Source organism: Trueperaceae bacterium, assembly GCA_036381035.1.
Classification (GTDB): Bacteria; Deinococcota; Deinococci; order Deinococcales; family Trueperaceae; genus DASRWD01.
Genome location: DASVDQ010000079.1, coordinates 1 through 25902, shown reverse-complemented (window position 1 = coordinate 25902; position 25902 = coordinate 1). Strand labels below are relative to the sequence as shown.

General features: G+C 73.6%; 26 protein-coding genes. 13 read left to right on the top strand and 13 right to left on the bottom strand.

Features of this window, described 5'->3' with window-relative positions; translation table 11 throughout:
- Window positions 1-4: 4 nt before the first annotated feature.
- The 6 genes from cheB to VF202_09380 are packed head-to-tail and all read right to left on the bottom strand — an operon-like array spanning window position 5 to window position 7517.
- The gene (cheB, locus tag VF202_09405; protein ID HEX7040317.1) at window positions 5-1081 is read right to left on the bottom strand and encodes a chemotaxis-specific protein-glutamate methyltransferase CheB; all 1077 of its coding nucleotides are present in this window, start codon (window positions 1079-1081) and stop codon (window positions 5-7) included.
- Complete coding sequence (locus tag VF202_09400) at window positions 1078-3333, bottom strand: response regulator (protein HEX7040316.1); 2256 nt, start codon at window positions 3331-3333, stop codon at window positions 1078-1080. The genes cheB and VF202_09400 overlap by 4 nt, the downstream gene beginning before the upstream one ends.
- Window positions 3334-3357: 24 nt before the next feature.
- Complete coding sequence (locus VF202_09395; protein ID HEX7040315.1) at window positions 3358-4815, bottom strand: methyl-accepting chemotaxis protein; 1458 nt, start codon at window positions 4813-4815, stop codon at window positions 3358-3360.
- Window positions 4812-5459, bottom strand: coding sequence for a chemotaxis protein CheW (locus VF202_09390; GenBank protein HEX7040314.1), 648 nt, complete (start codon window positions 5457-5459; stop codon window positions 4812-4814). Before VF202_09390 ends, VF202_09395 begins: the two co-directional genes overlap by 4 nt.
- Window positions 5456-7015 (bottom strand): CheR family methyltransferase, encoded by a 1560-nt coding sequence (locus VF202_09385; GenBank protein HEX7040313.1) that lies wholly within the window; start codon window positions 7013-7015, stop codon window positions 5456-5458. Before VF202_09385 ends, VF202_09390 begins: the two co-directional genes overlap by 4 nt.
- Complete coding sequence (locus tag VF202_09380; protein ID HEX7040312.1) at window positions 6996-7517, bottom strand: chemotaxis protein CheW; 522 nt, start codon at window positions 7515-7517, stop codon at window positions 6996-6998. Before VF202_09380 ends, VF202_09385 begins: the two co-directional genes overlap by 20 nt.
- A gap of 133 nt (window positions 7518-7650) precedes the next feature.
- Here VF202_09380 and VF202_09375 point away from each other — a divergent pair, with 133 nt between their 5' ends.
- From VF202_09375 to VF202_09345, 7 genes are all read left to right on the top strand, one after another.
- A complete protein-coding gene (locus tag VF202_09375; protein HEX7040311.1) occupies window positions 7651-7998 on the top strand; it encodes a hypothetical protein in 348 nt (115 codons plus the stop codon).
- Window positions 7999-8101: 103 nt separating this feature from the next.
- Window positions 8102-8767 (top strand): response regulator transcription factor, encoded by a 666-nt coding sequence (locus VF202_09370; protein ID HEX7040310.1) that lies wholly within the window; start codon window positions 8102-8104, stop codon window positions 8765-8767.
- Window positions 8767-9873, top strand: a complete 1107-nt coding sequence (locus VF202_09365) for a HAMP domain-containing sensor histidine kinase (protein HEX7040309.1) — start codon at window positions 8767-8769, stop codon at window positions 9871-9873. The genes VF202_09370 and VF202_09365 overlap by 1 nt, the downstream gene beginning before the upstream one ends.
- 213 nt (window positions 9874-10086) lie before the next feature.
- Entirely contained in the window at window positions 10087-11427 is a 1341-nt protein-coding gene (locus tag VF202_09360) for a hypothetical protein (protein ID HEX7040308.1), read from the top strand.
- A 196-nt stretch (window positions 11428-11623) separates the two neighbouring features.
- Complete coding sequence (pdxS, locus tag VF202_09355; GenBank protein ID HEX7040307.1) at window positions 11624-12577, top strand: pyridoxal 5'-phosphate synthase lyase subunit PdxS; 954 nt, start codon at window positions 11624-11626, stop codon at window positions 12575-12577.
- A 25-nt stretch (window positions 12578-12602) separates the two neighbouring features.
- On the top strand, window positions 12603-13184 hold the full coding sequence (gene pdxT / locus VF202_09350; protein HEX7040306.1) for a pyridoxal 5'-phosphate synthase glutaminase subunit PdxT: 582 nt from the start codon (window positions 12603-12605) through the stop codon (window positions 13182-13184).
- Window positions 13185-13224: 40 nt separating this feature from the next.
- On the top strand, window positions 13225-14742 hold the full coding sequence (locus tag VF202_09345) for a TrkH family potassium uptake protein (GenBank protein ID HEX7040305.1): 1518 nt from the start codon (window positions 13225-13227) through the stop codon (window positions 14740-14742).
- A 33-nt stretch (window positions 14743-14775) separates the two neighbouring features.
- Here VF202_09345 and VF202_09340 read toward each other — a convergent pair whose 3' ends face one another.
- A complete protein-coding gene (locus tag VF202_09340) occupies window positions 14776-15225 on the bottom strand; it encodes a MarR family transcriptional regulator (protein HEX7040304.1) in 450 nt (149 codons plus the stop codon).
- Between the two features lie 70 nt (window positions 15226-15295).
- Here VF202_09340 and VF202_09335 point away from each other — a divergent pair, with 70 nt between their 5' ends.
- The 3 genes from VF202_09335 (at window position 15296) to VF202_09325 (ending at window position 17764) form a co-directional block, all read left to right on the top strand.
- Entirely contained in the window at window positions 15296-15991 is a 696-nt protein-coding gene (locus VF202_09335; protein HEX7040303.1) for a DUF998 domain-containing protein, read from the top strand.
- A gap of 100 nt (window positions 15992-16091) precedes the next feature.
- Window positions 16092-16595, top strand: a complete 504-nt coding sequence (locus VF202_09330) for a hypothetical protein (protein HEX7040302.1) — start codon at window positions 16092-16094, stop codon at window positions 16593-16595.
- 5 nt (window positions 16596-16600) lie between these two features.
- Complete coding sequence (locus VF202_09325) at window positions 16601-17764, top strand: hypothetical protein (GenBank protein HEX7040301.1); 1164 nt, start codon at window positions 16601-16603, stop codon at window positions 17762-17764.
- An 88-nt stretch (window positions 17765-17852) separates the two neighbouring features.
- On the opposite strand, the gene VF202_09320 is transcribed toward VF202_09325, so the two are convergent.
- The 5 genes from VF202_09320 to VF202_09300 form a co-directional block, all read right to left on the bottom strand.
- Entirely contained in the window at window positions 17853-18587 is a 735-nt protein-coding gene (locus VF202_09320; protein HEX7040300.1) for an ABC transporter ATP-binding protein, read from the bottom strand.
- Window positions 18584-19441: an ABC transporter ATP-binding protein gene (locus VF202_09315; protein ID HEX7040299.1), complete on the bottom strand. Its 858-nt coding sequence runs from the start codon at window positions 19439-19441 to the stop codon at window positions 18584-18586. The genes VF202_09320 and VF202_09315 overlap by 4 nt, the downstream gene beginning before the upstream one ends.
- The gene (locus tag VF202_09310) at window positions 19438-20433 is read right to left on the bottom strand and encodes a branched-chain amino acid ABC transporter permease (protein HEX7040298.1); all 996 of its coding nucleotides are present in this window, start codon (window positions 20431-20433) and stop codon (window positions 19438-19440) included. The genes VF202_09315 and VF202_09310 overlap by 4 nt, the downstream gene beginning before the upstream one ends.
- Window positions 20433-21293, bottom strand: a complete 861-nt coding sequence (locus tag VF202_09305; GenBank protein HEX7040297.1) for a branched-chain amino acid ABC transporter permease — start codon at window positions 21291-21293, stop codon at window positions 20433-20435. The genes VF202_09310 and VF202_09305 overlap by 1 nt, the downstream gene beginning before the upstream one ends.
- A 188-nt stretch (window positions 21294-21481) precedes the next feature.
- Window positions 21482-22708, bottom strand: a complete 1227-nt coding sequence (locus VF202_09300) for an ABC transporter substrate-binding protein (GenBank protein ID HEX7040296.1) — start codon at window positions 22706-22708, stop codon at window positions 21482-21484.
- 200 nt (window positions 22709-22908) lie between these two features.
- On the opposite strand from VF202_09300, the gene VF202_09295 reads away from it, so the two are divergent.
- Together VF202_09295 and VF202_09290 are read left to right on the top strand one after the other, a co-directional pair.
- Window positions 22909-23541: a GNAT family N-acetyltransferase gene (locus VF202_09295; protein ID HEX7040295.1), complete on the top strand. Its 633-nt coding sequence runs from the start codon at window positions 22909-22911 to the stop codon at window positions 23539-23541.
- A gap of 69 nt (window positions 23542-23610) precedes the next feature.
- Entirely contained in the window at window positions 23611-24597 is a 987-nt protein-coding gene (locus tag VF202_09290) for a 2-hydroxyacid dehydrogenase (protein HEX7040294.1), read from the top strand.
- 84 nt (window positions 24598-24681) lie between these two features.
- Here the strand turns inward: VF202_09290 and VF202_09285 are convergent, their stop codons facing one another.
- Window positions 24682-25245, bottom strand: a complete 564-nt coding sequence (locus tag VF202_09285) for a flavodoxin domain-containing protein (protein HEX7040293.1) — start codon at window positions 25243-25245, stop codon at window positions 24682-24684.
- 220 nt (window positions 25246-25465) lie between these two features.
- Here VF202_09285 and VF202_09280 point away from each other — a divergent pair.
- Window positions 25466-25902, top strand: a 437-nt coding sequence (locus tag VF202_09280) for a carboxymuconolactone decarboxylase family protein (protein HEX7040292.1), incomplete at its 3' end; no start/stop codon positions are given.

Here is a 25902-nt window from a genome sequence, read left to right as displayed (position 1 = left end):
ATCCCTACCCCTGCCTTCCCGGTCCCGTCGCCGTCGCGAGGCGCCTCACGGCCGGCCCGATCTCCTCGAGTGGCAGCACGTGGCTGGCCCCATCGAGGCGGATCGCCTCCCCCGGCATCCCGTGGACCACCGACGACGCCTGGTCCTGCGCGATGGTGACGGCGCCCGCCTCCCTCAGCTCCCTGAGCTCCGCGGCGCCGTCCCTGCCCATGCCCGTGAGCAGCACGCCCACGACCCCGGCCCCGTACACGTCCCTCAGCGAGCGGAACAGGTGGCCCACAGAGGGCCTGAGGCCCGGGCGCGCCGCGCTCGACGTGAGGGCGACGCGACCCTCCGGGGTCACGCCCATCTCCCGCTCGTCGGGGGCGAGGTAGACGTGCCCGGCGACGAGCCTGTCGCCGTCGGACGCGACGCGGACCGGCAGGCCGGTCGCGTCCTCCAGCCACCTGGCGAGCCCCTCGATGAACCCGGGCGACATGTGCTGCACGACGAGGACCGGCACGGGGAGCCCCGAGCCCAGCGCGGCGAGGACGGTGCGCAGCGCCGGCGGGCCGCCAGTCGACGCACCGATGCCCACCGCGCGCACGCGCGCTCCCCTGGCGAGGGCGCCCGCCGGGCCGGCGGCGCGAGCGGCCGCGCGGGACCTGCGCTCCTCCGGCCAGCGACGCACCGGCTTGACCTCCGCCATCAGCCTCACGGTCCTGCGGAGCGACTCGGCCGAGGCGCGGTGGTCCGGGTGACCGGGGCCCGGCGGGCGGGGCACGGCGACGAGGGCGCCGGCCTCGATCGCGGCCATCGCCGTGGCCACCTCCACCGGCTCCACGCTCCCGCTCACGACGACGATCGGGGTGGGCTGCGTCTCCATGATCCGCTTCGTCGCCTGCACGCCGTTCATCCGCGGCATGTGCAGGTCCATCGTGACGACGTCGGGCCGCAGGCGGCGCACGGCGTCCACGGCCTGCTCGCCGTCGGCGGCGGTGCCCACGACCGTGAGCCGCGGGTCCGCGCCCAGCACGTGCACGAGCAGCTCGCGCGCCACCGGCGAGTCCTCGACCACCAGCACCCTGAGCCGCCCGTTCATCCGATCAGCCGCCGCACCGTGTCGAGCATGCCGCGCTGGTCGAACTCGCTCTTGACGATGTACGCGTTCGCGCCGGCCTCGACGCCCCGCTCGACGTCGAGCGGGGAGCCCAGGCTCGTGATGAGGATGACGGGCAGCTCGGCGAAGCGCTTGTCGGCGCGGACGCGGGCGGTGAGCTCGAGGCCGTTGAGCCTCGGCATGTCGACGTCGGTGACGATCAGGTCTATCGGCTCCGCTTCCAGCTTCAGGAACGCGTCGATCCCGTCGACGGCCGTGGTGACCCTGTACCCGGCGGCCTCCAGTATCCCCTTGAACAGCGAGCGCGAGGTGATCGAGTCCTCGACCACGAGCACGCGCCGGGGCGCCCCGTCGGCGTCGTCCCGGCCCGCGCGCTCCGGCCGGCCGGTCGCCCTGACGGCCGTGCTCAGCGCCTGGAGGACGTCCGGGACGTTCAGGACCGGAGCCACCCGACCGTCGGGCAGGACGGTGGCACCGGCGAGGTGCCTGACGCGCCTCAGCTGCGGGCCCAGGGGCTTCACGACCACCTCGCGCTCTTCGATGACCTCGTCGACCTCGAGCGCCACCCGCGGCGGACCAGCGACCACGACGGCGACGGACCACTCCGCCCCCGCCGCCTCGGTCGCCGGCAGGCCGAGCAGCTGGTCGAGCCTCGCCCAGCCGACCTGCGCGCCGTCAACCTCGACGGTCCGGCGGTCGCCGGCGCCGTGCAGGTCGTCGGGGCGCACCCTCAGGACCCGGTCCACGCCGGCGGACGGGACCACGAACGCGTCCTCGCCGAGGCGGACCACCACGCCCCTGAACGTGGCGAGCACCAGCGGCAGCGTGAGCCTGAACTCCGTGCCCCGGCCGGCCCTCGTCTCGACCTCCACGCGCCCCCCTACCTGCTCGACGCGCTCGCGGACGATCGCGAGCCCCAGGCCGCGGCCCGAGAGGTCGGTGATGACCGGGCTGGTCGTGACGCCGGAGCGGAAGGCGAGCTCGATGAGGTCGCGCTCCGTGAGGTCGGCCCGGTCAGCTACGCCCAGGAGGTCGGCGGCGGCCCGGCGCAGCGCGTCCAGGTCGATGCCGGCGCCGTCGTCGGCGACGACGACCTCGACCGTCGCGCCGTCCCTGGGCGCCACGCCGACGCGGACCGTGCCCTGCCGCGGCTTGCCGGCGGCGGCGCGGACCTCGGGCGCCTCGATGCCGTGGTCGACGGCGTTGCGCAGCAGGTGCAGCAGGGGGTCCCTAACCGCCTCGAGGACCCCGCGGTCGACCCTGATGTCCGCCCCCTCCAACGCCAGCCTCACGTCCTTGCCCCGGGCGCGGGCCATCTCGCGGACCGTGCGCGCCAGCGGCTGGAGGACGGTCGAGAAGGCGACGGCCTGGAGCTCCCTGACGTCGGCGTAGAGGCTGGTGCCGAGCCGGCGGAGGGTGCGGGCGTGGTCCTCGGCCGCGTGCGCGAGCTGCGCCAGCCGCGCACCCAGCCGGTCGCGTCCGCGCGGCGGCTCGAGGAGCGCCGCGGCCCGGCGCAGCGCTGCCGCCAGGCCCTCGCCGTCCGGGGGCAGCCGGCGCTCGAGGTCGCGGAGCACGGCGCGCGCCCGCGCCCGCTCCTCGTCCGCGGCGACGGCCGCAGCTACCGCCTCCCCCAGCTGGGCGGCCAGGCGCTCGGCCTCCAGGCGGGGCTCCATGAGGGCCTCGACGTCCGACAGCACCTCGTCGAGCTTCGCGGTGGAGACCCGCACCGAGCCCTGGGTCGTGCGCGACGCGCCGCCCCGCCGCGCCTCGCTCGCCGCCGCCGGCGCGCTCGGCTCGGGCGCGAGCGGCACGAGGGCGTGCGCCGCGTCGACGGCGCCGACCGCGGGCTCGACCCAGGCGCCCGTGACGGCTCCCTCGAGGCGTCCCACGAGGCGCTCGACCGCCTGCGTGTCCGTGTCGCCGGCCGCGAGCATCGCCGTCAGCTCGTCGACGGACTGCTGCAGCAGGGCGGTCAGCTCCGCCGTGACGGCCAGGCGGTCGCGCTTGACGTCGGAGAGGACGCTCTCGAGCGCCTGGCAGACCGCCTCGAAGCCGGTCATGTTCACGGCGCGCGCGGCGCCCTTGAGGTTGTGGGCCTCCCTGAACAGGGACTCGACGGCATCGCGGTCCCCGGCCGCCAGGGCCGACAGGCCGGCTGACATCGCGGCGAGCCTCTCCTCCGCCTCGGCGGAGAAGGTCGCCAGGAGGCGCCTCAGTAGCTCCGCGTCGCTCATCTCGCTACCGCCGCCTCGGCGGGGTCAGGCCTCCTCTGTCGAGATGAGCCTGCGGATGCTCTTGGCGAGCTCCTGCAGGTCGCGCGCCGCGGCCTCGGCCTGGCGCGTCCCCGCGACGTTCTGGGAGCTCGCCTGCTTGATGTTCTCCATGGCCAGCGCGACCTGGTCCATGCCGACCATCTGCTGCTGGTTCGAGCCGACGATCTGCGTGGCCGCGTCGGCCGCCGCGGCGACGGTCTCGGCCAGGGTGTTGATGACCTCGCCGGTCGCCAGCGTCTGCTTGACGCCGGTCTCGACGGCCTTGTCGCCCTGCTCGGCGGCGAGTACCGCCGCGTTGGTCGCCTTCTGCACGTCGGCGAGCAGCGTGCGCACCTGGGCCGTGGCCTGCTTCGACTGGACGGCCAGGCTCTTGACCTCCTGCGCCACGACCGCGAAGCCCTTGCCGTGCTCGCCCGCCCGCGTCGCCTCGATCGCCGCGTTCACGGCCAGCAGGTTGGACTGCTCGGCCAGGTCGTTGACGGTGGCGACGATCTCGCCGATGGCCTGGCTCTGCTCGGCGAGCTGCACGATCGTGCTGGCGATCAGGCTCATCTGCTCCTGGATGTCGTGCATGCCGTCGATCGTCCGCTCGATGGAGTCCCGCCCGGCCTGCGCGACCTCCGACATGCGGCGCGCGCTGTCGGCGACCTGCTTGGCCTTGTCCGTCGCGACCTGGGAGGTCTGCTTCACCTCCTCGACCGTCGCCGTCGTCTCGCTCACGGCTCCGGCGCTCTCGGCCGTGGCGGCGGCGACCTCGGCGGTCGTGGCCAGGATCTGCGAGGCCGCGGCGGTGAGCTGCAGTACGCCCTCCCTCAATGGCCTCGTGATCGCCCGGCCGAGGTAGAAGGCCGTGGCCAGGCCCACGACGATGGCGATGCCGCCCACGACGAGCATCGTGATGGTGATCGACCGGACCGCCCGCGCCGTCGCCACGCGCGCGTCGCCCACCTCCTGGGCCTGCAGCGAACGGAGCTCGCCGACCAGGTCGAGCACGGCAGAGGTGGGTCCCGCGAGCTCCACCTCCGAGCGCTCGACCCCGCCGTCGTCGCCGGTCACCGCCTCCGCGAGGAAGCGGTCCTGGCCCTCTGCCAGCTCCCGCTCGCGGGCGGCGATCTCCTCGAGGAGGGCCTCCTCCTGCGGCGTCAGGCCGAGCTGGCGGAGCGACTCCAGGGCGGCGTCGAACTCGGCGCGAGCCGTCGCCAGGCCCTCCCGGAACTCTGCGGCGAGGGAGGGGTAGAGGAGGACGCCGCGGAAGTCGATCACCTGGTCGCGCACGCGCAGCGCCAGGGTGTTCGCGACGTCGGCGGCGCGCTCGGCGCGCGTGCTCAGCTCCTCGTACTGCGCGCGTATGCCGTTGACGCTGTAGATCGCGATCGCCGTGACGAGGGCGAAGACCGCGAGCACGACGGCGTACCCGAGGAACAACCTGCGGCTGATGGTCATGTCGTCTGCTCCTCCTGGGCAGGGTGGAAGGTGTCATGTCCGACGATCAGGGCCTCGTCGCCCAGCAGGCGCGCGGCGTCGAGCACGACGAGGCCGCCGGGCGCGACCCCGGAGGCGTAGGCGCCGCCCCAGCCCGAGCCGGCCGGTACGGGCTCGACCTCGTCCCGCCCCAGCGCCTCCACGCCGGGGACGTCCTCGACGGCCAGGCCGAAGCGCATCTCTCCCTCCTGCAGCAGCACGAGGAAGCCGCCCTCCGGGGGACGCGCCCCGGAGACGCCCAGGAGGCGCCCGGCGTCGAGGACAGAGACCACGTCGCCGCGGTGGTGAGCGAGCCCCAGGACGAACGGCGGCGTCCCGGGCAGGCGCGTCACGCGGCCGAGCGGCAGCACGGCTCCCACGTACGCGGCGGGGACGGCGAACCTGCCGCCGGCCACCGCCACCACCAGGTGGTCAAGCAGCTCGCCGGTCGCCCGCTCCGGCTCCAGCGGCGCGGCGAGCTCGCGCGCCCGCGCGGCCAGCAGCCTGCCCACCTCTTCTGGGGTCGGCTCCCTCGTCGCCGCGGCCAGGCGGGCCTTGACGGAGTCCCACCACTCCGCGCGGCTCTGGCTCGCCTCCGCGCCTCCCGTGCGCCCGGGGCGGCTCATCCGGCCGGGCCCACGGCGGCGCGGGCCGTCGGTGCGCGGCCGTCCAGCTCGGACATGGCGACGTCGACGAGGGTGATGAGGTCGAGGACGGTCAGGCCCTCGGACCCCTCGACCTCCTCGTGCGGCGGCCTGGCGTGCAGCAGGGCGAGGGCGGCGGCGTAGGAGCGGCGCGCGTCGGCGCGGCGGCCCTGCGCGCTCCGCAGGCAGGCCAGCGCGACGTGGGCGAGGACGAAGTCGGGGTCCAGGTAGATCGCCTCGCTCAGGGCGCGCGCCGCCCGCTCGGGGCTGCCGCGCTCGAGCTCGACTGTCGCCAGCAGGTAGCGCGCCCTGGGGTCGCCCCGGGCGGACGCGATGGCCGCGGCACAGAGGTCGGCCGCGCGGTCGACGCTCCCCCTGTCGGCCGCCTCCTTGGCCAGGCGTAGCAGCGCGGCGCCGTCCGCGGTCGGTGCGGTACGCGGGACCCCGCTCACGGGCCGTTCGGGCGCGGCGGGCCGCCGGGCCCCGCTCGCGGCCCTCCTCGGCGCGGCGGGCAGGCGACGGGCGCCCGCGGGGGCCGCGCGGCGCGGAGGGCGCGGGGCGGTCCCCGACCGCGGCGGCTCGGTGTCCGGAGCGGCGGGTCGCGGCGGCGTAGGGCGCGCGGCCGCGCCCGGTCCCGCGCGGTCGGCCAGCGCTGTACGCGCCCGCTCGGCCGGCGAGGTCCGCGCGCGCTCGGCCCGCCCGGGAAGCCGGTACATGGGCACGTCGACCGACCTGTCGCGCTCGAGGCCGCGGAAGAGCTCCGGGGAGGCCTCGTAGGGGCTCGGGACGAGCCAGCCGTCCGCGGCCAGCACGGAGCCGAAGAGCTGGACGACGCGCCGGGCCTGACCGGGCGCGAAGTACATGAGCACGTTGCGGCAGAGGACGAGGTCGACGGCCCCGGGCCCGCCCGCCGGGTACGGGTCCTCGGCGAGGTTGTGGACCGTGAACCTCACGCGCTCGCGCAGCCAGGGCGCCACCTGGACCTCGTTCCGCCCCACGGCGACGAAGTAGCGACGCCTCACCCAGTCGGGCGTCGCCCGGAACGACCACTCGCCGTACACGCCCGCCTCGGCGACGCGGACGGCCGCGGGGTTCACGTCGCTCCCCACGATCGAGACCGACCAGCCGTCCTGGACCGGCAGCAGGCGCGCCAGGAGGATCGCCAGCGAGTAGGCCTCCTCGCCCGTCGAGCAGCCGGCGCTCCAGAGCCGCAGGCGGCGCGTCGTGCCGGCGCGCTCGCGGATCAGCCGCGGGAGCGCCTGGGTCTCGAGGGCGCGGAACAGCTCGGCGTCCCTGAAGAAGTACGTCTCGCCGATCGTGAGGTGCCGTCCGAGGCGGCGCAGCTCGGCGGCGCCCACCGGCGCGGCGAGCAACCGCTCGGCGAACGCGGCCACGCTCCGGCTGCCCGACTCGCGCGCGGCCTCGCTGAGGCCCTGCTCCAGCTCGCGCGTGCGGTTGGGCGGGAAGGCCAGGCCCAGCCGCGCGGCGACGAGGGAGCTGACGCCGGCGGCGAGGTCCTCAGTCAGCGCGCGCGTCATCCCGGCGTCCCCCAAGCTCGTTCAGCGCGCGGTCCAGCTCCGCCTGCTCGTCCAGAGACAGGAACCTCTCGAGGTCGTGCACGAGGACCAGCCCGTCTCCGAGGGTCGCGACGCCCGCGACGAGGTCCGTCCCCGGCAGGACCTCGCGGGCGACCTCGATCGCCGCCCGCGGCACCGACTCGACGCCGTCGACGGCGTCGACGAGCAGAGCGACCGGCCGCCGCTCGGTCCTGGCGAGGACCAGGACGTCGTCGGCGGCGATGGGGCGCCGCGGCTTGCCGAACCTCTGCCTCACGTCGAGCACCGGCACCACGTCCCCGTGGACGTCGACGATGCCGAGGACGACGGGCGGAGCGCCCGGCAAGGCGGTCGGGCGCGCCGCCCGCGTGGCGCGGTCGACGATGGCGGCGTCGAGGGCGTACCTGTCACCGTCGAGCTCGAAGACGACGAGCGAGGCTTCCCCCTGCGCAGCCTGGCTCTGAGGGTCGGCGTGCGGAGTCAAGGCTCACACCAGCTTAACAGGCGCGTCTCACCGAGTACTAACGAACGGCACGGGTCGCCTGCGTTGCCCCCGGGGGCGCGCGTCCGCCGGCGCTACCGAGACGCTGCCCCCGCCCGCGGGGCTCCCCACGCCGGTGGCCCGCTTCTACGCGGCCCTCTACGGCGACGCCGTCCCCGTGCGCACGTCGGCCGTGACCAGCGGCCGCGGGCGGATGACGGTCGGCGGCATCGCGTTCCCTGCCCGGTTCCGCTTCACCCACGACGCCGGACGCGCCTACCGCCACTACTTCGAGCTGACCTCGTTCGGTGTTCCTGTCGTGCGCTTCGACGAGGTGACGGGCCTCCCCAGGTTCAGCGAGTCGCTGTGCTACCGCGAGGCCGACAGCGAGGGCATGAGCCTGTGGATCAACGAGCTGCGGGAGTGCGGAGGTGAGAGCGTCGCGCCCCGCGTCCGGGCATCGCCGCCTCCGAGTGACGCGTAGACCGCCGCATCGGCCGAGCGCCTCTAGAATCCGGGGAGCGCGGAGGAGAGGCGTTGCGCGTCGCTCATGGGGGCGTGACCGGGAGGGTCGGGGCGGAGGCCTCATGCACAGGATCCTGATCGTCGACGACGACCCGGCGACCCGCGAGGTGCTGAGGTCGTACCTGCGGCACGAGCGCTTCGAGGTCGCCGAGGCGGCCACGGGCGACGGCGCGCTCGACCTCGCCGCCGGCTCCGAGCTGGTGATCCTCGACCTGATGCTGCCCGGCACTGACGGCTGGCGCGTCGCCGACGTCCTGAGGCAGGAGCGCCCGTCGCTGCCGATCCTCATGCTCAGCGCGCGCGGCGGCGAGGAGGACCGCGTGCGCGGCCTCGAGATCGGCGCCGACGACTACGTGGTCAAGCCGTTCAGCCCGCGCGAGGTCGTGGCGCGCGTGAAGGCGCTGCTGAGGCGCAGCGGGGCCAGCGACGAGCTGCGCCACGGCGGCCTGGTGATCCGCTCCGCCAGCCGCGAGGTCCACCGCGACGGTCAGCCCGTCCCGCTCACGCGGCTCGAGTTCGACCTGCTGCTGGTCCTGGCGCGGCACCCCGGCATGGTCTGGCACCGCGAGCGGCTCCTCGAGAAGGTGTGGGGGCCGGACTTCCCCGGCGTGACCCGGGTGGTGGACGTCCGCATCGCCGCCCTGCGCAGGAAGCTGGGCGACGAGGCCGAGCGGCCCACGTTCATCGAGACGGTCCACGGCGTGGGCTACCGCTTCAAGGAGGCCTGATGCGGCTGTTCACCCGCATCCTCCTGAGCCACCTGCTCGTCGTCCTGGTCGTGAGCGTGTCGCTGATCGTCCTGGCCGGCGTCGTGTCACCGTTCTTCTACCGCGACCACGTCGAGCTCCTCGTCGAGCCGACGGAGGACGGCATCGCGCTGCGCCAGCAGCTCAGCTACGGGCACCAGCGCACGATGGTCCGCGCCTTCCTCTCGTCGCTGCCGCTGGCGCTCCTGCTGGCCGCCGCGACGGCCTACCTGGAGGCGCGGCGCATCGCCAAGGTGGTGGACAGGACGGCGCGCGCCAGCCGTGAGCTGGCCGAGGGGCGCTACGACAAGCGCCTCAAGGTGACGGGGAGCGACGAGCTGGCGGAGATCGCGCGGCACTTCAACCAGCTCGCCGAGGCGCTGGAGCGCCACGAGCGGTCGAGGAACGAGCTGGTCGCCAGCATCGCTCACGAGCTGCGCACGCCCCTCTCGGCCCTGCAGGGCTACGGGGAGGCGATGTCGGACGGGGTGCTGTCACCGCAGGCCGGCTCGGCGGCGATCAACCGCGAGGTGAAGGCGATGCGCCGCGTCGTGGAGGACCTGTTCCTGGTGGCGAGGCTCGACGCCCGCGCTGTCGGTCTGCGGCCCACCCTCTGCGGCACCGGCGACCTCCTGTTCGACGCCTACGACCGCTTCACGACGGTCTTCGAGGACAAGGGCGTGGACCTGAGGCTCGAGGACGCGGGCCCGCGGACCGAGGTCTACGTGGACCGCGACCGCATGATCCAGGTCCTCTCCAACCTCCTCTCGAACGCCCTGCGCCACACGCCCGCGGGCGGCAGCGTGACGCTGGGCGCGAGGGCGGACGGGGGCGAGGTCAGGCTCTACGTGACCGACACCGGCGAGGGGATCGCCGAGGAGCACAAGCCGTTCGTCTTCGAGCGCTTCTACCAGGCCGACGCGGCGCGCAGCCGCCGCGGCCACGGCAGCGGGCTGGGCCTCACCGTGGCGAAGGGCCTCGTCGAGGCGATGGGCGGGCGGATCGGCTTCGAGAGCGCGCTGGGCTCGGGGAGCTCCTTCTACATGACCCTGCCCCTGCCGGACGCGGCCACCCGCTCGGCCGCGTGAGCCGCCCGTCCCTCGCCGCCGTGAGGTCGCAGGACGCCGCCGGCCGTTCGGCCGCCCCTCCTCAACTCAGCCGCCCGCGTTACAGAACGGTAACGACCCGCTGCTAGCCTCGCCCCCGACGAAGGCGTTCGGTGGCCCGTCGCCGCGCTGGCGGCGCCGGAAGGTGGCGCCGCGACCCTTCAGCGCGGCTCGGGCCATGGGGAGGAGATCGCGATGCGGCTTGTCGGCCTGGAGACGGCCTCGAGGGACGGCCGCGTGCGGCTGTCCGGCTGGGTCGAGCGGCGCGGGCGACCCGGGACGGTCGAGGTGTACTTCGAGTACGGCGAGGACCTCCGGCCGTTCGTGCGGGAGTCGGCCGACGCGTTCTTCCCGGTCCTGCTCGTGGCGTCGATGCTCTACGCCGAGCCCCTGAGGCTCGACGCGCCCGTCTCGGCCGACCTGCTGCGCGGCGCCCGGGAGCTCCAGGCCGTCTTCTCGCAGTGGTACCCGGAGGAGCTCTCCGAGGTCGAGGTGACCGCCGAGGAGGCGTCGCCGTCGCGCGTGGATGCCGGCGCCAGCGCCAGCTTCTTCTCGCTCGGCGTCGACTCCTTCTACACCCTCCTCAAGCCGGCCAACGACGCGATGCTCGGCTACCTGATCTACGTCCTCGGCGTGGAGAAGCCGCTCTCCACCTACGGCAGGGGGCAGCACGAGCCCGTCGTGCGGCGCGTCGAGCAGGTCGCCGCGGCGACGGGCAAGAAGACCATCATCGGCTGGACGAACCTGCGCGACGTCTTCCCCCTCGACTGGAGCCGCCACCTCCACGGCGCGGGGCTGGCGAGCGTGGCCCACTCGCTCGGTCGGGGCCTCGGGGCGGCGCTGGTCCCCTCGACGCACCCCTACCGCGACATGCTCCCCTGGGGGAGCACGCCCCTCACGGACCGCCTGTGGTCCTCCGAGCTAGTGCGGATCGTCCACGACGGGGCGGAGGCCGCGCGCGTCGACAAGATCGCGGGGCTCCTCGTCGACGAGCCGCTGGCGGTCCAGCACCTGCGGGTGTGCACCGAGAACGACGGGGGTCCAGACAACTGCGGTCGGTGCAGCAAGTGCGTGAGGACGATGCTGACGCTGCAACTGCTGGGGCGCCTGAGCTCGGCCCCGACCTTCCCGCCCGAGCTGCCGCCCGACTACGCGCGGCGGCTGAGGCACGACGACGAGAACGACGTCAGCTTCATCAGGGAGAACCTGGAGCTCGCCCGCCGCGTCGGCGCGGACCGCCGGGTCGTCCGCACGCTCGAGCGCCTCGTCCTGGCCTCCGAGGCCGAGGCCTACTGCGAGGGCAGGGGCTTCTTCCCGTCCCTGGCGGGGCTCCTCGGCTGGTACGCCTGGACCAGGAACGTGCTGCGGCTGAAGGAGTGGTACGCCCGGTCGCAGAACCCGGCGGTCAGGTTCGCCTGGCGCCGGCTGAAGGGAGCCTTCACCGCGCAGCGGCGCGAGCCCGACGCCGACAGGTCGTCGCCCGACGCGCAGCGCGACGCCGTCGCGTGGAGCGGCCAGCGAGCGCGGCCTAGCTAGGCGTTCGGGGCCCTCGTGGGCGAGGCCCGCCCCTGTGACCGGGCCCGTCGCCGCATGCCCCTCTCGTCCTCCAGCGCAGGCGATGCGGACCGACGGCTCCGGCGGCGGTATAAGTGGCACGGCTCCCGGGGCGTCCGCCGGCGACGTTCGCGCGTACCCTTGCGCCGGCGGCACGGGGCGGTAAGGAGTGCGAGGGATGAGCGGCACAGCGGGCGATAACCAGGACCAGCCCCTGCGGCAGACCGGCACGCCGCGGGTGAAGACCGGCTTCGCGGAGATGTTCAAGGGCGGCGTGATCATGGACGTCGTCACCGCCGACCAGGCGCGCATCGCCGAGCAGGCCGGCGCCGTCGCCGTCATGGCGCTGGAGCGCGTCCCCGCCGACATCCGCGCGCAGGGCGGCGTCGCCCGCATGTCGGACCCGGCCCTGATCGAGGAGATCATGGCGGCCGTCTCGATACCCGTCATGGCGAAGGTGCGCATCGGCCACTTCGTCGAGGCGCAGGTGCTGCAGGCCATCGGCGTGGACTTCATCGACGAGTCCGAGGTCCTCACCCCCGCCGACGAGGCCCACCACATCGACAAGCACGCGTTCACGGTGCCGTTCGTCTGCGGCGCCACGAACCTCGGCGAGGCGCTCAGGCGCATCGGCGAGGGCGCCGCGATGATCCGCACCAAGGGCGAGGCCGGCACGGGCAACGTCGTCGAGGCCGTCAGGCACGCACGTGCCGTCCTCGGTGAGATCCGCGCGGTGCAGGCCATGCCGCGCGAGGAGCTCATGTCCTACGCCAAGCAGATCGGCGCGCCCTACGACCTCGTCGTCTACGTGCACGAGCACGGCAAGCTGCCGGTCGTGAACTTCGCCGCCGGCGGCGTCGCCACGCCCGCCGACGCGGCGCTTCTCATGCAGCTCGGCGTCGAGGGCGTGTTCGTCGGCTCTGGCATCTTCAAGTCGGCGCCCGGCGAGGTCGACGAGGCCAAGCGCCGCCAGGCCTGGTTCCGGCGCGCCGAGGCGATCGTCAAGGCCGTCACCCACTACCAGGACCCCGCGATCATCGCCGAGGTCTCCAAGGGCCTGGGCGAGGCGATGGTGGGCATCGAGATCGACAAGCTCGCCGAGGAGGAGCTGCTCGCGAGCCGCGGCTGGTGAGGCGCGCAAGCAGGGAAGCGCGACCATGACCCGCGTCGGCGTGCTGGCGCTGCAGGGCGCCTTCCGCGAGCACCGCCAGGCCCTCGAGAGGCTGGGGGCGGAGGTCGTCGAGGTGCGCCTGCCGGGCCACCTAGCGGGCCTGTCGGGCGTCGTCATGCCGGGGGGCGAGTCGAGCACGATCGCCAAGCTGCTGGTCACCTACGGCCTCGACGAGGCGCTCTCCGGCTTCGCCTCCGCCGGCGGGTCCCTGTGGGGCACCTGCGCCGGCGCGATCGTGCTCGCCAAGGAGGTCGTCGGCTACCCGGAGCAGCCCCGGCTGGGGCTCATCGACATCGCCGTCGCCCGCAACGACTACGGTCGGCAGGTCGCCTCGTTCGAGGCCGAGCTCGCAGTGGCCGGCCTCGCCTCCCCGGTCTGCGTGCCGTTCATCAGGGCGCCGCGGATCGTGCGGGTGGGGCAGGGCGTCGAGGTGCTCGCGAGGCTCGACGGCGACCCCGTGCTGGTGCGCCAGGGACGCGTCTGGGCCGGCGTGTTCCACCCCGAGCTCTCGGGCGACGACAGGCTGCACCGCCTCTTCCTCGAGAGCCTCGCCCTCGCCCCGGCCTGAGGCCGGGCCCTCCCGAGCCGCCGCGGGAGTATGTTGGCGCGTGCACTCGTCGCCCTCGCGCGCGATGCTCAGCCGACCGCCCGACCTGATCGGCCCGAGGCGCTACCGGGGGCGCTTCGCCCCCTACGCCCTGGGCACCGTGCTGCTCGGCCTCGCGGCCGTCCAGCTCGGCTTCGTCGCCTACGCCCGGGTCCTCCACGAGCCTCCCGGCGGCTTCCTCGCCACGGCCCTCCTCGCCCTGCTCGCCGGCTACGCGCTCAGGCGGCTGGGCAGCGCCCGCGGCGAGCCGTCGCGCCGCGAGGCGCTGCTGACCGTGATCCTCACCTGGCTCGTCGTCCCCGCCTTCGGCGCGGTCCCGCTCTACGTGTCCGGGTACTTCACGCCCGTGAACGCGCTCTTCGAGGCGATGAGCGGCTTCACCACGACCGGCGCCACGGTCCTGCAGGACTTCGCCACCTTCCCGCTCTCCATGTTCATGTGGCGGGCGTTCATGAACTGGGTGGGCGGCATCGGCATCATCCTCGTCTTCATCGCGGTGTTCCCGCAGCTCGCCATCGCCGGCCGGCAGGTCTTCACCGCGGAGGCGCCGGGGCCCACCGACGAGCGCCTGACGCCTAGGCTCCGCGACACCGCGATGATGCTGCTGGGCGTGTACGGCGGCCTCACCTTGGCCTGCGTCCTGGCCTTCCGGGCCGCCGGCATGAGCCTCTTCGACGCCGTCGCGCACGCCTTCTCGACGCTGGCCGCCGGGGGCTTCAGCACCCGGGCGCTGTCGTTCCAGGCGTTCGAGCCCGAGGCGGTGCACTGGGTCGCGGTGGTGTTCATGTTCCTGGCCGGCGCCAACTTCGCCCTGCAGTACCGGCTCTACGTGCGCCGCTCCGGCGCGCTGCTCAAGGACCCCGAGTTCCGCGCCTACCTGCTGACCGTCCTCGCCGCCTCCGCCTGCCTCGTCTACCTGCTGCGCGGCCAGTACGCCTTCGGCGACTCGGTGAGGCACGCGCTGTTCCAGACCGTGTCGATCATCACGACCACGGGCTTCGCCAGCGTCGACTTCGCCCTGTGGGCCGCCCCCGCCCAGGTGATCCTCATCGCGCTGATGTTCATAGGCGGCAGCGCGGGCAGCGCCTCGGGCGGCATCAAGGTCGTGAGGTGGCTGATCGTCCTGCGCCAGACCGGCCAGGAGGTCTTCCGCACCCTCCACCCGCGCGCCGTCCTGCCCGTGCGGCTGGGGCGCGGCATCGTGCCCGAGGAGGTCGTGAGGTCCGTGGCGGCGTTCATGACACTCTACGTGCTGCTCTTCGCGGTCAGCACGGCCGCGCTGGTGCTGCTGGGCGCCGACTACGTCACGGCCTTCACCGCCAGCATCGCCTGCATCGGCAACATCGGGCCGGGCCTCGAGGACGTCGGCCCGATGCTCAGCTTCGCCGAGCTCCACCCCGTCGCCCGCGGGCTGCTCACGTTCGACATGTACGCCGGTCGCCTGGAGGTCGTCACCGTCTTCGCGCTGTTCACCCGCGACTGGTGGCGCCTGCCGCGGCGCGACGCCTACCGGGGCTGAACCCGAGGGGCGGCGCGTGCCGGCGGGCGTCTCTCACTCTCCCATCTCACCCGCGGCGGCCTCGAAGGCCTCGGCGGCCGCCTCGAAGTAGAGGCGCAGGCCGTCCCGCTGGTGCTCGTCGAGCCCGGAGATCGCGTCCGCTATGGGCTCGCGCACCCGCTCTAGCGCCGCCCGCAGACCGGGGTCGATGCGGCCCGTGTGCTCGATGCGGACCTTCCGCCTGTCCCCCTCGTCGGCCACGCGCCGGGCGACGCCCGACTCCACCAGCCTGTCGACGAGGCGCGTGGCGGCGCCGCTGGTCAGCCCTAGCGCGGCACCCAGCTCACCGGTCGTCCAGGACGGCCGCAGCGCCAGCAGGCTGCTCGCCTGGTAGTCGGTCGTGCCGATCCCCGCGACGCTCGCCGCCCGCTGGTGGAACAGCACGACGGCCGCCAGGTAGCGCCGGTAGACGGGGGTCAACGCCTCGAGCGGGTGGGCTTGCACGTTCGTACCTCCTTGACATGTCTGAGTATACGCAGTATCTGTGTCAACGCAGATGAATGGAGGAGGTCACATGACGCTGACCACATCTAGCAGAACGGCCCTCCCCGACGCCCCGGCGGCCCGCCTCGGGCTCGGCGCCGGCGTCGTCGCCGCGGTCGGGTTCGTCCTCGTCGACCTCGCCGACGCGCTCCTGCGGCCCGGCTACTCGCCGCTGCGTCATTGGGTGAGCCACCGCGCGCTCGGCGACCTGGGCTGGATCGGGACGGTCTCGCTCCTGGCGGCCGCCGCCCTGCTGCTCGCGCACGGGGCGTCCCTGTTCGCGGCCGCCCGCCGCGCAGAGAGCAGGAGCGGCTACGCTACGGCCCTCGTCGTCGCCGCGGTCGCCCTCCTGGTCGCCGCGGTCTTCCCCATGGACCCGTCGCTCGGCTACCCGCCCGCGACGCCGCAGCCCGACGCGCCGACGCTGGCCGGCCGGGTGCACGACGTGGCGGGCCCCGTCTTCGTCCTCGCCATGGCGGTGAGCGCGTTCCTCAGCCCGAGGTTCCTGCGCGCGCTGGGCGACTCGCCCCAGTGGGCGCGCTTCGGCCCGGCCGCCGGGATCGCGATCGCGCTGGCCTTCGTCCTGACGGCGGTGCTCGTCTCGCTCGACTACGCGGGCGTCGCGTGGGCGCGTTGGAGCGGCGCGGCCGAGCGCCTCGCCATCTACCTCGGGCTCCTCTGGGTCGCGTCCGTGGCGCGGTGGCTGAGCCGGGCTGAGAGCGGCTGACGGCGAGGCCTCTGGCGGCGCGGCCCGGCTCCCCCGGGCGTGACCCGTTCGCGCCCCGTTAACGGTCGTTCGGTTAACCTCCCCGCCATCGGAGGTCCGGATGACCGTGAGAGGTAGGCACGTTCCGTTCCTGGGACTCGCCGCCGCGGCGCTGCTGGGCGCCTCGCTCGCAGCCTGCGGCGGGCCGACGCCGGGCGGCGACGACCCCCGCGACACCGTCCCCATCCCGCCGGCGCAGCCGCTCGACGTGACGGTCGTGGCGGACGACGCCCTGGCGGTCACCCAGACCGTGCCCACCGACGGCGGGACCCTGAGCGTCACCGTTGCCGACGGGACCCAGTACCGCCTCACCGTCCCCGCGACGGCCCTGCTCGCGGACACGACGATCACGATGACGCCGCTGTCGTCTGTCGACGGCGCGCCGCTCGCGGGCGCCGCGCGCGGGGTCGCCCTGGAGCCCGACGGCCTGAGGCTCTACGACACCGCGACCCTCGAGATCGTGCCTCCGCGGGCGCCGGCGAGCACGTCGCGGGCTTCGGCACGCTCGGGGGCGGCCAGGAGTTCCACCTCCAGCCGCTGGTCCCGGGCGAGGGGGTCAGGCTGAGCCTGATGCACTTCTCCGAGCACGGCGCGTTCTTCAGCGAGGTCGGTCCCATCTTGGTCGAGGACCCGGTCGAGTTCATGCCCGCCGACTGGGAGAGCGGGCTGAACCAGATGCTCGCCGAGCTCCTGCAGACCGAGCGCGAGGCGCAGCTCGCCGGCCTGCCCGGCGACCCCGACCTCGACCGGAAGCTCGAGGCGGTCCTCCGCACCTACTTCCAGAAGGTGGTCCAGCCGATGCTGCAGCAGATCAGGCTCGACTGCGCCTACGCCAAGGAGAACGCGTCGAAGGTGCTGGGCTGGAACCGCGCCGTCGCGCTGGTCGGCAAGGAGGACGTGTTCTCGGCCGAGACGGCGGAGGTGCTCGGCGCCGTCGTGGAGGGCGCCGAGAACTGCTGGCGGGAGGCGACCGAGCCGTGCGTGAACCAGGCGGACCCGGTGCGGTTCCCGGAGGTCCTGGCGGCGGCGCGCCTCAACCAGCTCCTCGGCGGCGACCCCAGCGTCTACGACCCCTACGACCCGGAGCTCGCCTGCGAGCCGGAGTGGACCGGGACCATTACGCTCACCAGGGAGAGCGCGATCCACGACGCGTATCACGAGGAGACCCCCTGCTGCGACGGCCGCGTGAAGACGACGGACGGCACGCTCGACTTCGTGACGACCACCAACGAGACCTGGACCGTCACGGGCGCCGGCCTGGCGTACAGCTACACGGCTCAGTTCGAGGGCGAGGTGGACTTCGACCGCAGCGCGCACACCGTCATCGCCTCGTGGCTGAACTGCGGCGAGGATTGGCAGGCGCACGAGTCCGTCACCACGACCACGGAGAGCGGTTCGGCCACGGGCTCGGGGTCCACCGTCGTGTACGTCCAGGTGGCGGACGACGGCAGCTACCAGGTGAACGCACAGCCCCCCAACATCGAGACGACGGGGATGCAGAGCTACGAGTCCACCTCGCGGACGGGCCCCGATTGCGTCGGCGAGTACGAGGACGGCTCGAGTACCTACACCGAAGCTTACTCACCGGACCTCTTCGCGGCCTACGGCCACGAGACCGTCGACCCGGAGGACCCGGGCGTGCTGAGCGGCAGCGAGACCACGGTGGAGGACGACGGCTACACGGTCGTCACCACCACGGTGACCTGGGAGCTGAGGCGCGCCGGGGGCCAGTGAGGGCGCGAACCCGCTAGACGCGTGATGCTCTGGCGTCCCCGGCCAGCCTTGGGTCGGAGAGGTCGACGTGGGCCCGCGGACCGAGGAGCTATCGCCCCCGCGCCACGCCGAGGTAGAGCGCCGCGATGTCGTCGCGCCCTCTTAGCTCCGCGGCCGGGCCGCTGAGGCGCACCGAGCCGTTCTCGAGCACGACCCCGCGGTCGACGAACTCGAGCGCCTGGCGCGCGTTCTGCTCGACCATCAGGACCGCGGTACCTTCCGCGCTGATCGCGCGGATCGTCTCGAAGACCTCGCGCACGGCCTGGGGGGCGAGGCCGGCCGTCGGCTCGTCGACGAGCAGCAGGCTCGGCTCCCGCATCAGGGCGCGGGCCATCGCCAGCAGCTGCCTCTGCCCGCCGGAGAGCGTGTGCGCGAGCTGGCCGCGGCGCTCGCCGAGCAGGGGGAAGCGCTCCTCGAGCTCCCGGACGCGCCGCCGGACGCGCCGCCGGCTCAGCGTGGCGCCGCCCATCTCGAGGTTCTCGGCCACGGTCATCGACCCGAAGACGTTGTCGAGCTGCGGCACGTAGCCCACCCCGCGCCTGACGATCGCCTCGGTCGGGAGCCCGGCGATCGACTCCCCGCGGAACGTGAGCCTGCCGGCGGTCGGGGTGACCAGGCCGAGGAGGGCCTTCATCAGCGTGCTCTTGCCGGCGCCGTTCGGGCCGAACACCAGCACCTGCTCGCCCTCGCCCACCTGCAGCGACACGCCGAAGAGGATCTGGAGCGGCCCGTAGCCGGCGTCGAGCCCCTCGACGACGAGCAAGGGGGCGGGCCGGTCGCTCACAGCGCCCCTCCCAGGTAGGCGTCGATCACGCGCTCGTCGCGCTGCACGGCGGCGGGGGCGCCCTGGGCGAGGACGCGGCCCTGGTGCATCACGACCACGTGGTCGCACAGGCGCATCACGAGGTCCATGTCGTGCTCCACGACCAGCACGGTCACGCCGCCGTCCCGGAGGTCGGAGATCCTCGCCATCAGCGTCCGCGTGAGCGTCTGGTTCACGCCGGCCGCCGGCTCGTCGAGCAGCAGGAGCGTGGGGTCGGTCATCAGGGCGCGGCCGAGGGTCAGCAGCTTGCGCTGGCCGCCCGAGAGCTCCTCGGCGGGAGCCGCGGCCAGGCGCTCCAGACCGAGGAAGCGCAGGAGCTCGGCGGCGCGCTCCGCCAGCTCGCGCTCGCGCGCGCGGGCGGCAGGGCCGGGCAGCAGGCTCCCGAGGACGCCCTCGCCGGGGTGCCGCTGGCCGCCCGCCATGAGGTTCTCCCACACCGACATGCCGGCGAAGATGCGGGGCGTCTGGAACGTGCGGCCGAGGCCCGCCCTCGCGATGGCGTCGGGGCTCCTGCCCACCAGCTCCGTCCCGCCGAGGAGCGCGCTGCCGGCGTCGGGCCTGGTCACGCCGGTGACGAGGTCGAAGAGCGTGGACTTGCCGGCCCCGTTCGGGCCGATGAGCCCCGTGATGCTGCCGCGCAGGACGTCGAAGCTGACGCCGTCGACGGCCCTGAGGCCGCCGAACGACCGCGACAGGCCGCGCAGGCGGAGCAGCGGCTCGCCTGGCCTGACCTCAGTGGCGACCGCGCCGGCCGCCGCGGTCGCGCTCGTGCCCGCGGCCCCGCCGGCGCTCGTCGCGGCGAAGCCCGCCCTCACCCGGCCTCACCGCTCTCGACGCTCCGCGGCGGCCGCCGCAGGCGCTCGGGCATGATGCCGCGCGGGAAGAAGCGCACCACCGCGATGAGCAGCAGCCCGATGACCACGTAGCGCAAGGACGGCACGAAGCTGGGGTTGCGGCGCGTGAGCGGCTCGAGGAACCGCAGGCCGTCGAGGAAGCGGGTGCCCTCGGTGATCGCCATGAGCACGACCGCGCCCAGCACGGCGCCGAACGGGTTGCCGCGCCCGCCCAGCAGCAGCGCGAGCCAGACCTGGAACGTGATGATGGGCACGAACTGGCCGATGTGGACGATGCCGAGCGAGTGGGTCCAGAGGCTGCCGGCGAACCCGGCCAGCACCCCGCCGAGCGCGAAGGCCCGCAGCTTCAGGCCGGGGGCGGGCTTCCCCAGCGAGCGCGCCGCCGGCTCGTCCTCGCGGACCGCCCGCAGCGCCCGGCCGAACGGCGAGGCGGTGAGCCGCACGGCCACGACCAGCAGCAGCCCCACGACCACCGCGGTGACGGCCAGGTAGACGAACGGATAGTCGCCGGTCGCGAAGGCGCCCCTGAGCGGCTGGGGGACGCCGGAGATGCCGAACTGCCCGCGCGTGAGCCACGACTCGTTGTTGAGCACGCTGCGCACGATCTCGGCCATCGCGAAGGTCGCGACGGCGAGGTAGTGGGAGCTGAGCCGGACGCTGGTGGCGCCGATGAGCAGCGCGAGCAGGCCGCTCGCCACGCCGGCGGCGAGGAACGCGACGGGGACGGGCAGGCCGAGCCCGACCTCGTAGCGCCCGCCGATCGCCAGGTACGCCTCGCTGCCCTTGGGCGGCAGCGAGAGCAGGGCGCTGGTGAACGCGCCGACCGCGAAGAACGCGACGTGGCCGAAGTTGAGCAGCCCGGCGAGCCCGAACTGGAGGTGCAGCCCCAGCGTGAGCACGCCGTAGATGAGCGCCAGCGTGAGCAGGCCGGCGAGGAACGCCGTCAGCGCCATCAGAAGCTCCCCTTCAACAGGCCCTGCGGCCTCACGAGGAGCACGACGACGAGGAGCAGGAAGGCGAAGGCGTGGCCGTAGTCGGGCGCGACGTAGGCGACGCCGAGCTCGATCCCCAGGCCCACGATCAGCGCGCCGAGCATCGCGCCGTAGGGGTTGCCGATCCCGCCCAGCAGCACGGCCGCGAAGACCACGAGGAGGAAGCTCCAGCCCATGATCGGCTGCAGCGAGAGCTGAGTGATGCCGAGCAGCACGCCGCCCAGCGCGGCGATGGCCCCGCTGATGAACCACGTGGTCGAGAGGACGCGGCCCGTCGCGATGCCAGAGGCGCGGGCCAGCGGGCCGTTGTCGCTGGTGGCGCGCATCATCTTGCCCATGCGCGTGAAGCGCAGCATCAGGTGCACGCCGAGCATCGTGACGAGCGCGATGCCGATCACCAGCACGGGCACCTTGGGGACGATCAGCTCGCCGACGCGCCAGGGGCGCATCAGCGGCAACGGGAAGCGCGTCGGGCTCGAGCCGAAGACCATGCGCACGAGGTTCTGCAGCACGAAGGCCAGGCCGACGCTGGTGACGAGGAGCGCGAGGAAGCCGCGCTCGATGATCGGGTCGAAGAACGCGCGGGCCAGCAGGACGCCGATGACGCCCACCACGACCATGCCGACCGCGGCCGCGAGGGGCACCGGCAGGCCGAGGGAGACGGCGACGAAGGTCAGGTAGGCGCCGAGCGTCAGCAGCTCGCCGTAGGAGAAGTTGATGAAGCGCGTGACCCCGTACGACAGCGACAGGCCGACGGCGCTCAGGCTTATCACCGCCCCGGTGGCCAGGCCGAAGAGCAGCGTCTGCAGCAGCTCGGTCACCGGTTCACGCTAGCCGCGGTGAGGGCGAGGAAGCGGGGCGCCACCGTGAAGGGCGGCAAGGTGGTGGGCGCAAGGAGAAGGCGACCGGGTCGTGACCGCGCGGCGCGGCCGAGGCGGGCGGCGGGCCGGTGCGGGCCGGGCCGCCGCTCGCCTCATCCCACCAGCACGTCGCCGGGACCTCGCGTCCCTCAGTCCAGCGCCTCGGCCGGGAGGATCGTGACGGTCGTCCACTCGCCGTTCACGACCCGCTTGATCGCGAAGGGCGCCGTGATGTTGCCGTACCGGTCGAAGTCGATCGGCCCCACGAGGCCCTGGTAGTCGACCTCCTGGCCGGCCTCGAGCGCCTCCTTGCCGGCGGTGTAGTCGTGCACGACGACCTTGCCCTCGCCCGGGTCGGTGACCGCGCGGATGTTGGCGGTGATCGTCTCGCGCGTGACCTCGCCGTCCCTCAGCGCGGCGCGCAGCATGGCCAGGCCGACGACGTTCATCGCGTCGTAGGTGTTGGTGCCGAAGATCTGCACGTCGTTGCCGCTGTAGGCCTTGTACCGCTCCTGGAAGGCGGCGTTCAGGTCGGCGCTCTCCGGCGCCGCGACCTCCTCGAGGCCGTAGATGCCCTCGACGAGCTCGGGGGTGGCCAGCTCGATGTAGTCGCTCGTCGTCTGGTCCTGCGTGACGAACCAGGTGCCCTCGTAGCCCGCCTGGAACGCCGCCTGCATCACGCGCGCGGAGTCCTCGGGGGTGGCGACGAGCACGATGACGTCGGGGTCGTTCGCCAGCACCTCCTGCACCTCGGTGCGGTAGCTCGTCTTGCCCGGGGTGAAGAGGACGTTCGCGAGGACCGGCGTGCCGTACTCCTCGAAAGCCGCGGCCACGGGGTCCTGGAACGAGATCATCGCCGGTGCGTTCGCCACCATGAGCACCGGCCTCGCGAAGGCGTCGCCCCCCAGGTACTGGCCGTCGGTCGCGGCGCGCGCGATCGCCCTACCGCCGAGCGAGTCGGACGGCACCGTCCGGAAGACGTACTGGTCGTTGAAGGCGTCCAGCGCCGTGGTGCCGGCCGTGGGCGAGACGATCGGCGTGCCTGTGTCGACGATGAGCTGCTGGTTCCCCGCCAGCGAGAGCGACGTGGGGCCGACGATGGCGACGACGCCGTCGGCGTTGATGAGCTTCTGGGCCGCGGTGAAGCCGGCGTCCACCGTGCCCTCGGTGTCGCCGATGACCAGCCGTACCTGCGCCCCGTCGATCCCCCCGCTCTCGTTGATCTCGTCGGCGATCATCTGGGCCACGGGCTGGACGTTCGCGCCCACCCAGTCGTACTGGCCCGTGAAGGGTAGCAGCAGGCCCACGTTCAGGGTCTCCTGCGCCAGCGCGACGCCCCCGACGGCCACGAGCAACGAGATGAGCAGACGCTTCATGGGTCCTCCCTGCAGCGGTTGGAGTTCGGGACCGAGGTTAACACTTGGCCCCCTCGGGCGGACATGACTCCGGTGGAGGGCGAGAGCCGAGCGAGGCCGCGTGCCCGCGCCCCAACGAGGACAGGCGCCGAGCGGGGCGTCGGTCGGCGCCGACCCCAACGCGGACAGCCGCTGACCGGGTTGGGTTCTAGGTTCCCGGCATGACGGCTTCGAGGACAGGCAGAGGCGCGTCGGGACGCGACGCGGCGGCGGCCGCGGACTGGTCCACGACCGCTCCCACCGCGGCCGGGCCGATGACGGTGCGGCCGCTCACCCTCGCCCGCTTCGACGACATGCGGGCGGTCTTCGGCGAGAAGGGCGTGGCGCGCCAGTGCTTCTGCATGTACTGGCGACGGCCGGACGGCGGCTACCCGGAGAGGCGCGACAACTGCGACAGGTTCCACGACCTCGTCGACGACGCCCGCCCGCCGGGGCTGATCGGCTACCTGGACGAGACGCCGGTAGGCTGGGTCCAGATCGGCCCGCGCAGCGACTTCCCGCGGCTGGGTCGTTCGCGGATCCTCAAGGCCGTCGACGACACGGACCCGTGGTGCATCAACTGCTTCGTCGTGAGGGTCGGCCACAGGAGGAGGGGCGTCGGCGCAGGTCTGCTGGCCGCCGCCGTGGAGTACGCGAGGTTCATGGGCGCGAAGGTCGTCGAGGGCTACCCCGTCGACGGACCGGGGTCCGCTGGCGACTACTTCACCGGCACGATGGGCATGTTCACCGCCGCGGGCTTCGAGGAGGTGCTGCGCCGCAAGGACACGCGGCCGATCGTCAGGTTGACGGTGTGAGTTCGCCGCGAGCGGGGTTACAACCTTCTGTGTCGTGACGCGAAGACGTCCGGCTGTGGAGGGTCGTAGATGAGGCCCGCGTCGAAGGTCGACGTGCTCCTGCCGGAGGCCATCCACCCCAGCACGCGGGCACGGCTCGAGAGCCTGTTCGAGCTGCACCTCCTGAACGAGGCGAGCGACCCGGAGGAGCTGCTGGGGAGGGTGGGTCCGCGGATCAGGGCGGTCGCTCGCGGCGGTCAGGCCGCCATCGACCGCCGGCTCATGGAGAGGCTGCCGGCGCTGGAGATCGTGGCGGTGTTCGGCGTCGGGTACGACGGGATCGACCTCGCCTACGCCAGGGAGCGCGGCATCGTCGTCACGAACACCCCCGACGTGCTGAGCGAGGAGGTCGCCGACCTCACCATCGGCCTCCTGATCATGACCTTGCGCGAGCTCGCCAGGGCCGAGCGCTACGTGCGCGCGGGCGACTGGGCCCGGCTCGGGAAGTTCCCACCCACGCGCGGGTCGCTCCGGGGCCGCAAAGCGGGCATCCTCGGGCTGGGCCGCATCGGGAGGGCCATCGCCAGGCGCCTCGAGGCCATGGGAGTGCCCGTCGCCTACCACAACAGGCGGCGGGTCCCGGACGCGCCGTACGAGTACGTCGCTAGCGCCGTCGAGCTGGCGGCGGCGGTCGACACCCTCATCGCCGTCCTACCGGGGGGAGCTGCCACGGACGAGCTCGTCGACGCGGCCGTGCTGCGCGCCCTCGGCCCCGAAGGGGTGTTCGTCAACGTCGGGCGGGGGTCGACGGTCGACGAGGACGCCCTCATCGCGGCCCTGCGGGACGGGACGATCATGGCCGCCGGCCTCGACGTCTTCCGCAACGAGCCGCACGTTGACCCTCGCTTCCTAGGGCTCGACAACGTCGTGCTGCTCCCGCACGTCGGCTCGGCCTCCCTGCCCACGCACGACGCCATGGGCGAGCTGCTGGTCGCGAACCTGAGAAGCTGGTTCGAAACGGGAGAGCCCCTCACGCCCGTTCCCGAGACGCCGTGGCCCGTGGCTGACCGCTCCTGACCGGCCGACTGTCGAGGCGCCCGGGTCCAGCGCCAGGCGGCGACCGCCGGCGAGGGGCCTCCAGTCGGCCCCCTCAGGTCGACGCTACGGCGCGCTCGCCACGGCGCTCTGCACGGTCTGGAGCCTCCCGGCCAGCTCCCTCGCCCAGGCCCGGACCGCGTCGAGGTCCAAGGCGTCGGAGGCGGGAGCCGCGCCGGCCAGGCGGTCGAGCGGGAACGGCAGCAGCTTCGGGTCGAAGCGTCCGCCGAACAGCTCGCAGCTCACCGGCTGCAGCCAGGGGTAGCGCGCGAGCTGCCCCTCCATCTGGCTCCGCGAGCTCCGCCACTCGTCCTCGTCGCGCGGGACCTTCACGGGGCCGAGCACGAAGAGGGCCACATGCCGGCCCGTCAGCTCGCCGCGGTGGCGCTTCAGGAGGCCGCGCACGTCCTTGTGCCAGCGGCCCACGTACAGCGCCGTGCCAAGCACGACCAACCCGTAGCCCGTGAGGCCGCGGACGTCCCGCGCCGGCGCGACGTCCACCTCGAGACCGGCGTCGCGCAGGCCCGCGGCCACCGCCTTGGCGGCCTCACGGGTCGAGCCGAGACGCGTGGCGTAGGCGACCAGCGCCCGGTCCTGCGCCGTCCCAACCGTTCCAGCTCGCACGCTCATGGGCCACGCACCCTTCCCGCCTCGCCCGGACCAGGACCAGTATCGGGCGGCGGCGCGCGGCTGGGACCAGCCGAATGTCCCCATCGCTGCGCGAACCGTGGCCGCGCCCAGCCCTCCCGGGGTGGAACATCGGGCTGTGGCGACGTTGCACGGCTCGAGCGACGAGCCGCTTCGGCCGCGTCTGCTCCCGGTTAGCGTGTGTGCCGGAGGCGTGGGTCTGATGCAGGTGCGGATCGCGTTCGGGAAGGTCAGCAGCGAGGGCGTCGCGGCGCTACGCGGGGTCGAGGCCTACGTGAGGCGCTGCGGTCTCGAGCGGTCTCTGCTCGAGCTGGTGAGGATGCGGGCCTCGCAGATCAACCGCTGCGGCTACTGCCTGGACATGCACAGCAAGGACGCGCGGGTGGCAGGCGAGTCGGAGCAGCGGCTGTACGTGCTGCCCGCCTGGCGCGAGGCGCCGTTCTACACCGAGCGCGAGCGGGCCGCCCTGGAGTGGACGGAGGCCCTCACGCTCGTGTCGCAGGAGGGCGTCTCCGACGAGCTCTACGAGCGCGTCAGGCAGCACTTCAGCGAGAAGGAGCTGGTGGACCTCACGCTGGCCATCACGACCATCAACACCTGGAACCGGCTGGCGATCGCGTTCCGGTCGGAGGTCGGCTC

Coding starts and splice junctions, on each gene's coding strand:
- VF202_09300 (HEX7040296.1), bottom strand. CDS start 22,708: ATGAAGCGTCTGCTCATCTCGTTGCTCGTGGCCGTCGGGGGCGTCGCG.
- VF202_09390 (HEX7040314.1), bottom strand. CDS start 5,459: ATGAGCCGCCCCGGGCGCACGGGAGGCGCGGAGGCGAGCCAGAGCCGC.
- VF202_09385 (HEX7040313.1), bottom strand. CDS start 7,015: ATGACGCGCGCGCTGACTGAGGACCTCGCCGCCGGCGTCAGCTCCCTC.
- VF202_09360 (HEX7040308.1), top strand. CDS start 10,087: ATGCGGCTTGTCGGCCTGGAGACGGCCTCGAGGGACGGCCGCGTGCGG.
- VF202_09310 (HEX7040298.1), bottom strand. CDS start 20,433: ATGGCGCTGACGGCGTTCCTCGCCGGCCTGCTCACGCTGGCGCTCATC.
- VF202_09335 (HEX7040303.1), top strand. CDS start 15,296: ATGACGCTGACCACATCTAGCAGAACGGCCCTCCCCGACGCCCCGGCG.
- pdxS (HEX7040307.1), top strand. CDS start 11,624: ATGAGCGGCACAGCGGGCGATAACCAGGACCAGCCCCTGCGGCAGACC.
- VF202_09365 (HEX7040309.1), top strand. CDS start 8,767: ATGCGGCTGTTCACCCGCATCCTCCTGAGCCACCTGCTCGTCGTCCTG.
- VF202_09285 (HEX7040293.1), bottom strand. CDS start 25,245: ATGAGCGTGCGAGCTGGAACGGTTGGGACGGCGCAGGACCGGGCGCTG.
- VF202_09400 (HEX7040316.1), bottom strand. CDS start 3,333: ATGAGCGACGCGGAGCTACTGAGGCGCCTCCTGGCGACCTTCTCCGCC.
- VF202_09325 (HEX7040301.1), top strand. CDS start 16,601: ATGCACTTCTCCGAGCACGGCGCGTTCTTCAGCGAGGTCGGTCCCATC.
- VF202_09330 (HEX7040302.1), top strand. CDS start 16,092: ATGACCGTGAGAGGTAGGCACGTTCCGTTCCTGGGACTCGCCGCCGCG.
- cheB (HEX7040317.1), bottom strand. CDS start 1,081: ATGAACGGGCGGCTCAGGGTGCTGGTGGTCGAGGACTCGCCGGTGGCG.
- VF202_09290 (HEX7040294.1), top strand. CDS start 23,611: ATGAGGCCCGCGTCGAAGGTCGACGTGCTCCTGCCGGAGGCCATCCAC.
- VF202_09370 (HEX7040310.1), top strand. CDS start 8,102: ATGCACAGGATCCTGATCGTCGACGACGACCCGGCGACCCGCGAGGTG.
- VF202_09395 (HEX7040315.1), bottom strand. CDS start 4,815: ATGACCATCAGCCGCAGGTTGTTCCTCGGGTACGCCGTCGTGCTCGCG.
- VF202_09295 (HEX7040295.1), top strand. CDS start 22,909: ATGACGGCTTCGAGGACAGGCAGAGGCGCGTCGGGACGCGACGCGGCG.
- pdxT (HEX7040306.1), top strand. CDS start 12,603: ATGACCCGCGTCGGCGTGCTGGCGCTGCAGGGCGCCTTCCGCGAGCAC.